The organism is Pseudomonas sp. KK18 (genome assembly GCF_037094675.1).
GTDB lineage: Bacteria > Pseudomonadota > Gammaproteobacteria > Pseudomonadales > Pseudomonadaceae > Aquipseudomonas.
Genome location: NZ_CP146605.1, coordinates 4,319,041 through 4,332,727, shown reverse-complemented (window position 1 = coordinate 4,332,727; position 13,687 = coordinate 4,319,041). Strand labels below are relative to the sequence as shown.

General features: G+C 58.0%; 9 protein-coding genes and 2 pseudogenes. 6 read left to right on the top strand and 5 right to left on the bottom strand.

The window, feature by feature from the left end:
* Positions 1-106: 106 nt before the first annotated feature.
* The 3 genes and pseudogenes from V6607_RS19585 to V6607_RS19575 all read right to left on the bottom strand — a co-directional run.
* Positions 107-1,738 (bottom strand): annotated as a pseudogene (locus V6607_RS19585) (FAD-dependent oxidoreductase); the annotation flags it as partial.
* Between the two features lie 59 nt (positions 1,739-1,797).
* A protein-coding gene (locus V6607_RS19580) for an IS3 family transposase (protein ID WP_134326149.1) occupies positions 1,798-2,948 on the bottom strand; the annotation gives its coding sequence in 2 pieces (ribosomal slippage) (positions 1,798-2,714 and positions 2,714-2,948; 1,152 coding nt in all).
* Positions 2,949-3,014: 66 nt separating this feature from the next.
* Positions 3,015-3,305 (bottom strand): annotated as a pseudogene (locus tag V6607_RS19575) (FAD-dependent oxidoreductase); the annotation flags it as partial.
* Positions 3,306-3,539: 234 nt separating this feature from the next.
* On the opposite strand from V6607_RS19575, the gene V6607_RS19570 reads away from it, so the two are divergent.
* The 6 genes from V6607_RS19570 to V6607_RS19545 all read left to right on the top strand — a co-directional run bounded on the left by V6607_RS19570 (position 3,540) and on the right by V6607_RS19545 (position 10,918).
* Positions 3,540-3,881 carry an FKBP-type peptidyl-prolyl cis-trans isomerase gene (locus tag V6607_RS19570; protein WP_003211564.1) on the top strand — a complete coding sequence of 114 codons (342 nt, stop codon included), beginning with the start codon at positions 3,540-3,542 and terminating at the stop codon, positions 3,879-3,881.
* A 12-nt stretch (positions 3,882-3,893) separates the two neighbouring features.
* Entirely contained in the window at positions 3,894-4,496 is a 603-nt protein-coding gene (locus V6607_RS19565; RefSeq protein ID WP_134326880.1) for a GNAT family N-acetyltransferase, read from the top strand.
* A 581-nt stretch (positions 4,497-5,077) separates the two neighbouring features.
* On the top strand, positions 5,078-5,794 hold the full coding sequence (locus tag V6607_RS19560) for an MgtC/SapB family protein (protein WP_003211562.1): 717 nt from the start codon (positions 5,078-5,080) through the stop codon (positions 5,792-5,794).
* 293 nt (positions 5,795-6,087) lie between these two features.
* Positions 6,088-6,714, top strand: a complete 627-nt coding sequence (locus V6607_RS19555; protein ID WP_003211560.1) for a response regulator transcription factor — start codon at positions 6,088-6,090, stop codon at positions 6,712-6,714.
* A 1-nt stretch (position 6,715) separates the two neighbouring features.
* Entirely contained in the window at positions 6,716-10,351 is a 3,636-nt protein-coding gene (locus V6607_RS19550) for a transporter substrate-binding domain-containing protein (RefSeq protein ID WP_134326879.1), read from the top strand.
* A gap of 135 nt (positions 10,352-10,486) precedes the next feature.
* Entirely contained in the window at positions 10,487-10,918 is a 432-nt protein-coding gene (locus tag V6607_RS19545) for a hypothetical protein (RefSeq protein ID WP_003211555.1), read from the top strand.
* Here V6607_RS19545 and dkgB read toward each other — a convergent pair.
* Positions 10,915-11,718 carry a 2,5-didehydrogluconate reductase DkgB gene (gene dkgB / locus V6607_RS19540; protein WP_003211554.1) on the bottom strand — a complete coding sequence of 268 codons (804 nt, stop codon included), beginning with the start codon at positions 11,716-11,718 and terminating at the stop codon, positions 10,915-10,917. The two genes, V6607_RS19545 and dkgB, sit on opposite strands and share 4 nt — an antisense overlap.
* A gap of 293 nt (positions 11,719-12,011) precedes the next feature.
* Positions 12,012-13,622 (bottom strand): hypothetical protein, encoded by a 1,611-nt coding sequence (locus V6607_RS19535; RefSeq protein ID WP_134326878.1) that lies wholly within the window; start codon positions 13,620-13,622, stop codon positions 12,012-12,014.
* Positions 13,623-13,687: the final 65 nt, after the last annotated feature.

Here is a 13,687-nt window from a genome sequence, read left to right as displayed (position 1 = left end):
CAGAAGTGGCTGGATGTTTATAAGAGGCGACCTGATGTTTAAATGAAAGTCGGACGCGTCCGATAGCAATGTAGTTTGCTTCTGCCAAGGCTTTTGCATGGTGTGTTTATTTTGCTGGGGGTGAATATTCTGTTTTGTATTCTGGATAGTCTTGCATTGAGAATCCTCCATTGAAGAGGGCGCCAGTTCTATTGCAGATATTTATGACGGTATCTATTGCGCCCCTGAAACAAGGCTCTGTCCAGCCGGCATCTACTGAAAAAGATTCGCCGCAGAGGTAAAGTCCAGACTTGAATGAGTAGCCCTTATTGTATTTCATTAAGCTGACAGCCTCATAGTAGGTCCCTGGTCTGTACAGTTTTGCGCATCCCAATGAGTTTTGGTCATTCATCCAGCGTTGCACGATGGCCTGCTCGTGGCCGATGTATGGAGAGATTTTTTCTTGGATGTTAGTGGATTTAACCAGGATTCTATCCAGCTCTTCTATGCACTTGGTTATTAACTCTTTGTCACTTAGTGAAGATAATTTTGTTGCGTCATCTTCCCAGGTGTAGCTCAAGAGTATGCAGTCGTAGGTGTGATGCTCGTTATAGCGATAGGTATATACATCATGTATGAAACTGTCGGTAACGATGGCTTGCGGGATCTTCGTGTTTTTGGACAGGAAGGTTTTTTTTAACGGGGCGTACACTTTGCAGCTGGTTTCCCAGTGAGCAGTTTTATAGGCATTTATCGTGTCGTAAGGGAGCATCTCTTCATCGAAACCCTCAAGCAGTATTTGTGTTTCGATTATCCAGGAGGGGAGCGTGATGATGACCGAGTCGAAGTCGGCATGGCAGACTTCAGTTTTTTTGGGGTTACTAGCATTCCAATGATAATAAACGCGCGTTTTCCCATTTCTCAGCTTTTCCAGTTTTTTTACTGGAGAGTCAGTCAGTAATCCATCCGTCTTCTTGAGGCTGAGGTCATACACGGAGTCGCTTATTTCAGGAGTACTCATAAAGAGCAGACATTCTGCCAAGGCCCCGAGACCTTTGTAGCTGGGCTTATTAAACTCTAGTCCCCGAGAGTCAAAAACGGCCGGACTTCTCAGGTGCGGCGAGTCGACTGCCTCGCCATCCAGTTTGACCCGGCCATGAATTAGCTGGAGGTGACTGCTGAAACCAAAAATCGCAGTCCGCAGGGGATAAAGCGAGCAAATGTCATAAAATGCTCCCCAACTGCCATCGCCTATTCCAATTGCATAGAACACAGCCGACTCTTGCGTCGTCATGCCCATGCCACCGAAGTCACCGGGGCGTTCCTTGTGCCAAGACTCAATAACCGGCATTTTCACTAAATCCCTAAACGAGATACTTTCGTATTTTTCAACTACTCTGGTCCAAAATAATTCCCATTGCTCGCTTCCGTATAATTCCGCAACTTTCTGAGTCATACGGTTCGCAAAGTTTCGCCATTTTGCAGACACTGCACTCAGGGTCTCGCCAGGTGGAGGCGTTATACCATCTTTGTTTTTCCAGATCAGCATGGTGGGCTGACTACTATTATCTATACTCCCTTCGCGTAAGTAGATCCCGGTTGATGTGACCCACGGGCTTCCCGGATTTGGGAAGTTTGAATGAACAAGATCAAACGCTTTGGTGTAATAGGCCATCATGGATCGGCCTTCAGTGGGGTTTTCATCAGATCGATTAAAAAAGGGCATACGCATCGCGCCCATTTCAAAGGGCGGTCGTCCTGTATTGTTGGAGCGCTGTCCACCAAGAACGGTAAGGTGTCTGAATCGCCCCGGGTTTTCTAGACACTCTCCAAGCTCGCTGTGTAACGCTTTTCAAACTCTACCGGTGACAGTTGATTGTTGAAACCATGACGTCGTTTTGGGTTGTAAAACATCTCGATGTAATCGAATACATCCCCACGAGCATCTTGCCGCGTGGTGTAGATTTTTCTCTTGATTCGTTCCCGTTTCAGCAGCTGGAAAAAACTCTCAGCTACGGCGTTGTCGTGGCAGTTACCTCGACGGCTCATGCTGGCGACCAGGTTGTTGGCCTTTAAAAAGCTGCGCCAATCAGAGCTGCTGTACTGGCTGCCCTGATCAGAGTGAATCATTACTTCCTGCTTCGGCTTACGCCTCCACACCGCCATTAGCAGTGCATCGATGGCCAAGTCGCTCGTCATTTGTGACTTCATTGACCAGCCAACGACTTGGCGTGAAAACAGATCGAGCACCACGGCCAAATACAGCCAGCCTTCATATGTTCGGATGTAGGTGATGTCGGTGACCCAGACTTTGTTGGGCTCTCTGACATCGAACTGGCGCTTCAATAAATTTGGTGAGGCAACCGCTGGTTTGCCGCCAGATTTTCCTGGGCGTCGCCGATACCCAGTTTGAGAACGCAAACCCTCAAGGCGCATTAACCTAGCCACCCGATGGCGGCCACAGCTCTCGCCGACCTCGCGCAGGTCATCATGGATCTTGCGATAACCATAAACACCACCGCTTTCCAGCCAGGAATGCTTGATCAAACCGAGCAGTCGTTGATCATCCTTGGTTCGCGCAGATTTTGGTTCGGATAGCCATGCGTAGTAGCCGCTGGGATGAACCTTCAGCGTCAGACAAAGACGTCGAATGGAGTAGTCACCCGCAAGCTGCTTAATAAAGGCGTACTTCAGCCGCACTCCTTGGCAAAGTACGCGGCGGCCTTTTTTAAGATGTCTCGCTCCTCCGTCACCCGCTTTAGCTCAGCACGTAGACGGCGAAGCTCGGCACTCTGATCGTCCTCCTGAACGCGCTGCTCTTGGGGCTTGGTGTAGCGCTTAATCCAGGCGTAGAGGCTGTGCACGGACACACCCAATCGGGCAGCCACCTCCGAGACAGGAAGCTGCTTTTCGGTCACTTGGTTGACCGCCTGGATTTTGAACTCTTCGGGATAACGCTGGTTGCTCATGGCACCTCCTAATGGGCCTCATTTTAAGGCATGGAGGTGTCTACGAAACCCGGGGCGATTCAGTCTGCCTCCGATTCTTTTGGATTTCTCGATCAGGGATATGTCTTTAAAGCCGCAGCGATACAGTTCTCTTGCTGCAGTAAGGCCTGTGATGCCTGCCCCGATGATACATATTTTGTGGTCCAAATGAGGCGCCTTTGCAATTCCGCCTTTTTGCTCCACTAAGGCTCGATAATCGAAGCATAAGTCTGGTGGGCCAGGAAAACGGCCCCGCCATTTATTTCTGGTAGATCTCTTTTCTCTGGAAGCGCGGGCAGCAATATCAGCCGGGTAATTGAAGTCTGATCCTATGGTCATACAAGTCATCCTTGATGTTCTATGTTTCTGGATAGTTAGGCTGCTCGTTGTATCGAAGAAGATAAATAGGTGGTTTGTATTTTTTTTACGTACGTTTTCGTGATTTTTTGTAGGTTGGTGCATTCGAACTGGCAGGCTATTGGAGAAAACGAGGTATGTGGGCTTGCCAAATGCGTTTGACTCTGGGAAAACGCCCATTTGGCGCGATCCGCGCATTACACAAAACGAGAAAAAATGAGCACCGAACTGGAAATCACCGACATCCGCCTCGGCGACGGCAAAACCGTGGTCAAAGGCGCCCTGATCACCACGCAATACACCGGCACTCTGGAAGACGGCACGGTGTTCGACTCCTCATGGGAACGCGGCAAGCCGTTTCAATGCGTGATCGGCACCGGTCGCGTCATCAAGGGCTGGGACCAGGGGCTGATGGGCATGAAAGTTGGCGGCATTCGCACGTTGTTTGTGCCGGCGCACCTGGCCTACGGCGAGCGCTCGATGGGGGCGCATATCACGCCCAACAGTAATTTGCGGTTTGAGATTGAGTTGCTGGAAGTACTGACGCGGGATGATTGAGGGGCGGTGAACATGGATGTTGTTGAAGCAGGGGAGTTGCCGCGCAGTTCGATAGCGGGCATTCGGGTGGTTGAGCTGACCCTTGAGGATGAAGCCGAGCTGCAGCGCTTTTTCGAAGCAGCCCCGGAATATTTTCTCGCGGTCAACGGTGAGCCAGCCACACCCACGGAGGCTCGGGATGAGTTGACTCTTGAACTGCCCGACACCTGGAGCTACACGCGGATGTATTGGATTGGCTACCGCAATGCCGAAGGGCAGTTGGTTGCGGTGGTGAATGTGGCGTCGGATCTGTTGGCGGTCGGGGTTTGGCATATCGGGTTGCTGTTGGTGGCCACGCCGTTGCATGGCAGCGGTTTTGCGCGGCAGTTGCATGCCGATTTCCAGGATTGGGTAGTGAGCCTGGGCGCACGCTGGTTGCGGTTGACGGTGGTGGTGGGGAACGTCAAGGCTGAGCGGTTCTGGCCCCGGCTTGGGTATGTTCAGGTGCGGACTCGGGATGGCATCGAGATGGGGCGGCAGGTGAATCGGGTTTCCATTCAGGTGAAGGCGTTGGCGGGTGGGGCGATCAATGAGTATTTGGCGCTGGTGGAGCGTGATCGACCGTCTTCTGCGTAGCAGCTGTCGAGCCTGGGAGAGGCTGCGTTCGGCGACTCGGTGGAGTGTCTGGCTTGATGATCGCAGTGTGGCCGACGCAGCCTCGCTTGGGCTCGACAGCTGCTACGGGGGGGGAGAGCTGCGCAGTGGTGCGTACCTGAACCCTCCCTGAAGAACCTGCCCAAACCCATCGGGTAAATTTTCCTACGGTTTACTCTCATTAATTCGGAGCGTAAGCTTCGCGCGTTTTCATCAATAGCGGAGACCCTCAGTGGGTACTTGTTCGAGTGACAGTCGTCGGCCGGTCTCGATAACCGGCACATACTTGGCAAGATAACGCGCATTTTTCCGATGCCGTTGTCTCGCCCAGAAGCGAGAAGCGGCATTTCGATGGCGGCCAGTCCTGGCCCGATTCCGAATTCCCTCTCATCGACGCTAACAGTACGTGATGCCTTGCATCGCGGTACTGCGGACGCGCCTGTCGTTTGCGACGGGCGGGCCTGTCCTGTCGTGCCCGTGACTCAATCACGGCCCAGGATGGTCGTACCTGGCCGAAGGTTTCCTCGCGTAAGTTTGGCTGGTAATGAATAGGGAAGACGCCTATGCAAGCAATCAACAACATCAACCTCAACTCGCTGATCGACACGCTGGTCAGCCTCACCGCGGCCTTCATTCTCGGTGGCCTGATCGGGTTTGAGCGTCAGTACCGCCAGCGCACGGCGGGGCTGCGCACCAACGTGCTGGTGGCGGTGGGAGCGGCGATTTTCGTCGACATGGCCAACCGCCTGGGCGGCGCCGAAGGGGCGGTGCGGGTCGTGGCCTATGTGGTCTCGGGCATCGGTTTTCTCGGTGCCGGTGTGATCATGCGTGAAGAAGGCAACGTGCGCGGCCTGAATACTGCGGCCACGCTCTGGGCGTCGGCGGCGGTGGGTGCCTGTGCCGGTGCCGACCTGATCCTCGAAGCGCTGCTCGGTACACTGTTTGTGCTGGCGGCCAACACGCTGCTGCGCCCGATCGTCAATAACATCAACCGCCAGCCACTGGACGTGGTGTCGGCCGAGGTGACCAACATTCTGTATGTGGTGGCCCGGCGTACCCAGCAGAAGGCGGTATTGGCCTTGCTCGAAGCCGAACTTGCTCGCTGCAACTACCCGGCCAGTGATGTGGACGTACGTCCCTTTGGTCCTGAAGAGGTGGAAATCGAGGCGACGCTGGCCGTGACCTCGGTAGACGGTGACGAACTGGATGCGCTGGTGGCCCGTATTTCCACTTCAGCCCTCGTAGTGCAAGCGTTCTGGAGTCCGAGTACCACCGACTAGGCCGCCTTGGCGCCCCCGGGACCGGCTCTTTACTATGCTTATGGTGAGGAAAAGTCCTACGTACAGCTGGGACTATCCCTTCAGTTGTTACGCCGTTCCATTGGTAAGGTTGCGCGCTTGCGACTAGCCAGGCACGCAGGTGCCGCCTACCTAGGGTTATGCGCTGTTCAAATGGAGGGACCCGACTGCTGCTTGTAGGACTGTTCAGTTCCGTTCGTCGGAACTGTCATTTCTCACAGGTAGATAGGTCCCGTGTGATGTGTAACGGTACTGAATCCTCCCAGGGGAGCCTTATGAGCAAAGCTTTAATCGTGGATGACCATCCATTTATCCGCGCAACCGTCCGCTATCTGCTGAAGCAGGAAGGCTTCGACACGATCTTCGAGGCCGGCAACGGCGCCGATGCCATGCAGATTGCCCGGGAGGAACGCCCCGAACTGATCATCCTCGACCTGGCGATGCCGAAGCTGGGCGGCCTGGAGGTGATCAGCCGGATCAAGGCGCTGGGCCTGCCGTGCAAGATCCTGGTGCTGACGTCCTACCTGGCGGTGTTTTTTTCCACCCGCTGCATGCGTGCAGGCGCGATGGGGTTTGTCGCCAAGACCGGCGAGCTGGATGAGCTGCAAAAAGCGATCAAGGCCGTAATGTCCAACTACAGCTGCTTTCCGAGCCTGCCCACCAGCTCGGTGCGCCGCGACGATTTGCAATCCACCGAGCAGGACCTGGTGGCAGAGCTTTCCGACCGCGAGCTGACCGTACTGCAGAAGCTGGCGCTGGGGTTGGGTAACAAGGAAATTGCCGAGGACATGTTGCTCAGCCACAAGACCATCAGCACTTATAAAACCCGACTGAAGGAGAAGCTGCGGATGTCGTCGGTGGTGCATTTGTCCAAGTTCGCCCAGCGCAATCATCTGATCTGAAATGATCAACTTTCGGGTCTTGTGGCTCAGCGCAAGTGTGCTGCTGGGCGCGCTCTGCACACAAGGCCTGGCGCTTGGCGAGCCACGCACCCTGTATCTGTTGGGGCATTCAGTCATTGAAACGCCCGCCGTACGGTTGCATGAAACGCAGTGGAGCTGGCTGCGCGAACGGCGCCGGTTGTTGATGGGGATCTCTGGGCCCGACTACGCACCATTCGAGTTGAGCACCAGCGATGAACTCGAGGGGATTACGGCGGATTACGCGTCGCTGATCGCCGATGCGCTGAACATCACGATAGAAGTGCGCCGCTACGACAATCGCGATGAAGTCATCACCGCGCTCAAGCGTGGCGAGGTGGATTTTGTGGGATCTGCCAACGGCTACGAGGCGGCAGACCCGCAGCTGGTACTCTCGCGCTCCTATGCCATGGATCAACCGACCCTGGTCACCCGCACGGGTGACAGCCAGGGCCTGAGCAGCGACCTGGCCGATAAACGTGTGGCGATGTTTTATCACTACATGCAGCCTGACGCGGTGCAGGCGTTTTACCCCAATGCCCGGATCCAGCTGTTCCCTTCAACCTTCGAGGCCATCGGCGCGGTTGCGTTCGGCCATGCAGATGTTTACCTCGGCGATGCAATCAGCACCAACTACCTGATCAACAGGAACCACCTGAACAACGTCCGCATGGCCGACTTCTCGTCACTTGAGGTCAATCCCTTCGCGTTTGCATTTTCCCGGGACAACGCGCGCTTGCTGTCGATCATCAATGCGGCACTGGCGGTGATCCCGGTCAGCGAGCAGATGGAAATCCTGCGGCGCTGGAGTGCCGGCAACCTGGGGTTCCTGGGGGCGGACCGGCTGCGCTTGAGTGCCAGTGAACAGCGTTGGCTGGACAAGAACCCGAGGATCAAGGTCGCTGTACTCGACAAGTTCCTGCCGGTTTCATTTATCGACAAGCAGGGCGCGTTCGAAGGGTTGAGCGCCGAGGTGCTGGCCCGCATCAGCTTGCGCACGGGATTGAAGTTTGACTTCATTCCCGGCACCTCGATGCTCCGGCAAATCGACAGGGTCAACACCGGTGGTGCAGACATGATCGCGGTGGTCACCCCCAGCGTCGAGCGCACGGACAAGGTACGCATTACCCGGCCTTACCTGACCAATCCGTTTGTGTTGGTCAGTCGCATTGATGACGGCAGCCCCCTTACCCTGGAAGACATGGCCGGCAAGCGCCTGGCGCTGATTGGCAGCAATAGCCTGCAGGAGGGCATCGCCCAGGACTATCCGAGCATCAAGTTCGTGGACGTCGAGAACCCCGAGCACGGCATGGAGCTGGTGGCCGATGGCGGTGCCGATGCCGCCGTCAATACCTTGATCAGCGCCCGCTACATGATTGCCCGCGAGTACCGTGACCGGTTGCGGATCACCAGCACGGTCGGGTCCGAGCCGGCCCGTATAGCCTTTGGCGTCAACCGCAGCCAACTGGAGTTGTATTCGATCCTCGACAAGGCGCTGCTGAGTATTACGCCCCAGGAAATGGACGAATTGGCTGGCCACTGGCGTAGCGAGGTATTGGTTGAAGACAGCTACTGGGCGCGGCACCGCAATGCGATTATTCAAGGTTTCAGCCTGGCGGCGCTGCTGTTGCTGATCACCCTCGGCTGGGCGATTTATCTGCGTCAGCTGATACGCAAGCGCGTCGAGGCCGAACGGGCGCTGAGTGATCAGATGCGATTTATGGGCGTGCTGATCGACGGCACGCCCCATCCGATTTATGTGCGTGATCGCCTGGGCCGGCTGATGGCATGCAATAGCGCTTACCTTGATGTGTTCGGTTTCAAGCTGGAGGACGTGACCGGTAAAACCGTGGTCGAGACCGACACCGGCAATCGCCCCCAGGCCGAGTCTTTTCATCAGGATTACCTGCGCTTGATGGAGCGGGGCGAGCCACAGATCCAGGACCGCGTGCTCAAGGTGCCGGGCGGTGCGGTCCTGACCATCTACCACTGGATGCTGCCGTACCGCGACGGTAATGAGCAGGTGGTGGGCATGATCGCCGGCTGGGTGGATGTCAGCGAAAGGCAGCAACTGCTCGGCCAGTTGCAGGAGGCCAAGGAGGATGCCGACGCGGCCAACCGCGCCAAGACCACGTTTCTCGCGACCATGAGCCATGAAATCCGCACGCCCATGAACGCCGTGATCGGCATGATCGAACTGGCCCTGAAAGCCGCCGAGCAGAACCGGGCCGACCGCGATGCGCTGGAGGTGGCCGCCGATGCGTCACGGGGCATGCTGGAATTGATCGGCGATATCCTCGATATCGCGCGTATAGAATCGGGCCACCTGTCCCTGACCCTCGAGCCTTCGAACCTGCACGAGTTGCTGGCGTCGGTGGCGCGGGTTTTCGAGGGGCTGGCGCGGGCCAGGGGCCTGGTACTGCAGGTGGAGCTCGACCCGCTGATTGATCGGTACGTGCTGGTGGACCCGATGCGCTTCAAGCAAGTGGTGTCGAACCTTTTGAGCAACGCGATCAAGTTCACCCCTCACGGCCGGGTGCGGCTTGGCGCGTCCGGCTCGTCGGCGATTGCCAGCGGCTACTTGAACCTCAGGCTGTGGGTGGAAGACACCGGCATCGGCATCAGTGTCGAAGACCAGAAGCGCCTGTTCAACCCGTTTATCCAGGGCAGCAACACTGCGCAATCGGCGCGCAGCGGTTCGGGCCTGGGCCTGGTCATCAGCCGCAACCTGTGCGAGATGATGGGGGGACAATTGCAATTGAGCAGCCTGCTGGGGCAGGGCACTCGGGTGGATGTCACCCTGGAGCTGGCAGTCGCCGACACCACGCTGATGCCGCCCGTACCGGTTGCCGTGGAAACTCCGCCGGCCCACGCGCTGAACATTCTGGTGGTGGATGACTACCCGGCCAACCGGCTGCTGCTGGCCCGGCAATTGAGCTTCCTGGGGCACCGGATCACCACCGCCGAAGATGGCGTCGAGGGGCTTGAGTTGTGGCTGTCCGGGCATTTTGACGGGGTGATTACCGACTGCAATATGCCGTTCAAGGACGGTTATGAGTTGGCGCGGGATATCCGCACCCTTGAGGGCGAGCGTGGCCTGGCGCCGTGCCTGTTGCTGGGGTTTACCGCCAACGCCCAGCCCGAGGAAGCCGAGCGCTGCCGGCAGGCGGGCATGGATGGCTGCCTGTTCAAACCCACCGGGCTTGAGGATTTGCATGCGGCCCTGGCGCGGCGCACGGCCACACCTTCGGTGGCGCCCGGCACCACGGATGAGCTGGCGGCAGACTTTGACTTGAGCCACCTTGAGAAACTGACCGGCGGGGATATCGACGCGGTGAAGGAGCTGCTGGCGCCCTTGCTCGACAGCCTTGAGGCAGACCATGGGCAGCTGGTGAACCTGCAACGCAAGGCAGACTTTGCCGGCCTGCATGACCTGGCCCATCGCACCAAGGGCGGGGCAAAGATGGTCAAGGCCCATGCACTGATGGTTTGCTGCGAGGTATTGGAAAGCGTTTGTGAACGTCAGGCCCGCGACGAATTGGCCAGTGCCGTCGATGGCATGGATGAAGCGCTCGCGCACCTGCACCACGCGCTGTCGGGGTATTGCAATCAGACTTGACCGGTGCGGAGGGGTATTGAGCTGTTTGGGACAACTCCTACGTGAAGGTGGAACAAGCCTTATTTAGTCTTCGGAATATGTCTGGAAAATAGTGCGTCCAGTCCTTCACGAGCGCTTCTTGCTCAGGTGTTCGCCATGCCAAACAAAGCACTGACCCTCCTGATCGCCGATGAACAGCATCTGCAACGACTGTACATCGAAAAAATGCTCAACCAACTGGGCTACTACCGCATCGTTCCGGTGCAGACGTTCGAAGAAGTGCGGATCCTCACGGCGATTCCGGCCAGGCCGTTCGATGTGCTGATCATCAACGCCGGGCTGGCAGACAGCGACGGCGGGGTGCTGGCCTTCCAGGAACAGCACCCGCAGATTCGCCATGTGCTGGTCTACGATATCCGCGAACTGGGCACGCCGGCCGCCGCACCAACCCTGCTGGTGCGCCTGCCGGGTACGCCGGACAGCATCAACCTTGAACACTTCATGGACATCATCGACCCGCCGTCAGCCACCGACGGGTTGCGGGTGTTGCCGTGGCTGCGAGAGTTGTCCGGCAGCCCTGCGGCTTAGTCCCAGTTCGGCGCGATGCCTTTGGGGCTGGTCAGCCGATGGCCACGCTCCAGGGCGGCGATCTGCGCCATGTCAGCGTCACTCAGGGTCAGGTCCAGAGCCTTGAGGTTGCTGGCCAGGTTGGCGCGCTTGGTCGACGACGGGATCACCGCGTAGCCCAGTTGCATGGCCCACGCCAGGGTCACTTGCGCCGGGGTTGCCTGATGACGTTCGGCGATCTGCTGGATCACCGGATCCTTCAGCACTTCGCCGTAGGCCAGGGTCATGTAGGAAGTGATCTGGATGCCATGGGCCTTGGCAAACTCCGCCACGGTGCGGTTTTGCAGGTACGGGTGCAGTTCCACCTGGTTGGTCGCGATGTGCTCGGCACCGACGGCGGCAATTGCCTGCTTCATCAGGTCGACGGTGAAGTTGGAAATACCGATCTGGCGGGTCAGGCCCTGGCGCTTGGCTTCCAGCAACTGGCCCATGAACTCGGCGACCGGTACCTGGTCTTCCGGCGATGGCCAGTGGATCAGGGTCAGGTCCAGGTAGTCGGTCTGGAGTTTGCGCAGGCTTTCCTTGAGGCTGGGAATCAGCTGGCCTTCGGCGAAGTTGGCGATCCAGATCTTGCTGGTGATGAACAGCTCGTCCCGTGGGATGCCGCTGTCGGCGATGGCCTGGCCGACGTCGGCTTCGTTTTCGTAGATTTGTGCGGTGTCGATGACGCGATAGCCCAGCTCCAGGCCGGTGCTGACGGAGTCGATGACGACCTGGCCTTGCAGGCGGAACGTGCCGAGGCCGAATGCGGGAATGGACATGAGTGACTCCTGAAGTGATGTGAACAATGGAGTCGAGTATCGGCCTCTCGTTCCTTCGGAAAAACCGCTGAATCCGAAAAGGACTCTTTACCAAAAGTCATGAGTGGCCGGTGGGTGGCCACACGATATCCCTCGAGAGCGGTCTTACCGGGTAGATGCGGGGGGCTGTCGGACATTTCGGGCGTTACTTGATAAGGGGCGCCTCTTTTTACCAGCAGGAGCTAGCGCAAGGACCAAATGCTCAAGGCCTTACAGCACCGAGAAACCTTGAGCAGCGGTCTGAACAGTCGAGTTCAGGGTGAACTGTCCTTGAGGGTCTGGAAGGCTTTTACGCGCTTGACCAGGCTTTTCTTGCTGGCCGAATCGGCACTGTTGAACAGGAACGAAAAGTCCGAGGCCAGGGTCGAGCTGCCGGCGATGGTCGCGTACTGATGACAGGCATTGCAGTTGTCGCCCTGGACGTAGGTCTCCAGGGTGGTGTTGGCCACCGGTACGTTGCCCTGGCTGATAAACGGCCCGTAGGACAGCGGCACTTGCGCACTGACACCCGGTTCCGGCTGGGTGGGCGGGTTGGGGGTGAGGGTCCAGAGTACGTTGATCAGTTTGTAGTACTGGAACACCGACTTGCCCTGGCTCTGCTGGGCAAAATTGGCCTGCACCGCGCCGTTAAGCGCCTGCAGTTCAGTGGGCAGCGGATGTTCCCGGGTGGTCTGCACGGGTTGGTCCCGTGGAAACGGCTCGGTGCAGTCGCGGTCCGGATGCTGCTGCTTGCACTGGATACGCGCAACGTTCGGCGTGCATTCGGGGCCGGTGCCGCAGTTCGGGTTGTTGAAGGCAAAGCTGTCGGGCGGCGTTTGTTGTGGCGGCACCTGGTTGGGGTCCGGCACGTTGTCCACTTGCTCGAAGGTGGTCCAGATGAAGTTGGGCGAGGCCTGGGTCTTGTTGATGATATGCAGGCCCACCAGGCCCACCACCTGCTGGGTGCACTGCAAGGTGGCCGGGTTTTTGAGCCAGGCGACGGTGGTCAGGTAACGTCCGTAGAGCTCGGGTTTGCCGGTGAGGATTCGCCATGCTGCCTTGACCTCCAGAGCTCCCAGTTGCTCCTGCGGCACCGGGTTGGGCGGCAGCGAGCGCATGGGTTCACCGATGGGCAAGGACAGCCCGCCGGGGTTCTGGTTGTCGAGGTTCTGCGCGACTTTCAGCTGGTTGGCCGCGTCGTACAGCCCTTTGCTGACGATGTAGTCGAACTCGGCTTTGCCGACCTTGCGTTCAAAAAACACCAGGTTCTGCGACTGGTCCGTTAGCCAGCCGCCGGAGGCTTCCATGATCGGGTCCGGAATCGAGGCCAGGGTGCCGCTGGACAGGTGAAACCCGTGCCGCGCGTTGATCGCGCTTTCGGAGGTGGCGGTCATGAACTTGCGCGCCCCCACCGACATCGCCCTGAGGCTGCCCTGGGTGCTGCAATTGGACGGCACCAGGGTTTGCACGCCCCAGCCGGTGGGCGCGGGCGCGCCGGGCAGGAAGATGTCGTTGGCGTCCTTGTAGCTGGCCCATACCGGCGCCACGCTCATCGGCTGCCCGGAGGCAGTCGGTACGCCGAATTGCGCCAGGGTACTGTTCATGTCCGGCTCACCCGCGAGGGCAGGTGTGGCTGGCCAACCGGGATTCACCGGCCAGTTCAGGGCAATGAACAACTGCCAGCCAAAGCAATTCATGAAGCTCTGGCCGGTGGCGTTGAAGTTGTTGATCGGCAGGAAGCCGCCGCTTTTCGGGTTGAACACCAACTGTTGCTGCACGCAAGCGTCGGCGTCGGAAGTGGGGGATGCGTAGGCGGCCTGCATGGCGAACAGGCTCAGCACCACACTGGTCAGCAGCGATAAAACACTCAAGCGTAACCTGGACATCATCGCGCTCCTTGCAAGCAGGTAAAGCCGCACCCTGGGTGGGTGCGGCTGATGGGCTGTATCAG

Excerpts from the sequence above, each read along its gene's own strand:
- V6607_RS19550 (WP_134326879.1), top strand. The coding sequence starts at position 6,716 with ATGATCAACTTTCGGGTCTTGTGGCTCAGCGCAAGTGTGCTGCTGGGC.
- V6607_RS19545 (WP_003211555.1), top strand. The coding sequence starts at position 10,487 with ATGCCAAACAAAGCACTGACCCTCCTGATCGCCGATGAACAGCATCTG.
- V6607_RS19570 (WP_003211564.1), top strand. The coding sequence starts at position 3,540 with ATGAGCACCGAACTGGAAATCACCGACATCCGCCTCGGCGACGGCAAA.
- V6607_RS19535 (WP_134326878.1), bottom strand. The coding sequence starts at position 13,622 with ATGTCCAGGTTACGCTTGAGTGTTTTATCGCTGCTGACCAGTGTGGTG.
- V6607_RS19565 (WP_134326880.1), top strand. The coding sequence starts at position 3,894 with ATGGATGTTGTTGAAGCAGGGGAGTTGCCGCGCAGTTCGATAGCGGGC.
- V6607_RS19560 (WP_003211562.1), top strand. The coding sequence starts at position 5,078 with ATGCAAGCAATCAACAACATCAACCTCAACTCGCTGATCGACACGCTG.
- dkgB (WP_003211554.1), bottom strand. The coding sequence starts at position 11,718 with ATGTCCATTCCCGCATTCGGCCTCGGCACGTTCCGCCTGCAAGGCCAG.
- V6607_RS19555 (WP_003211560.1), top strand. The coding sequence starts at position 6,088 with ATGAGCAAAGCTTTAATCGTGGATGACCATCCATTTATCCGCGCAACC.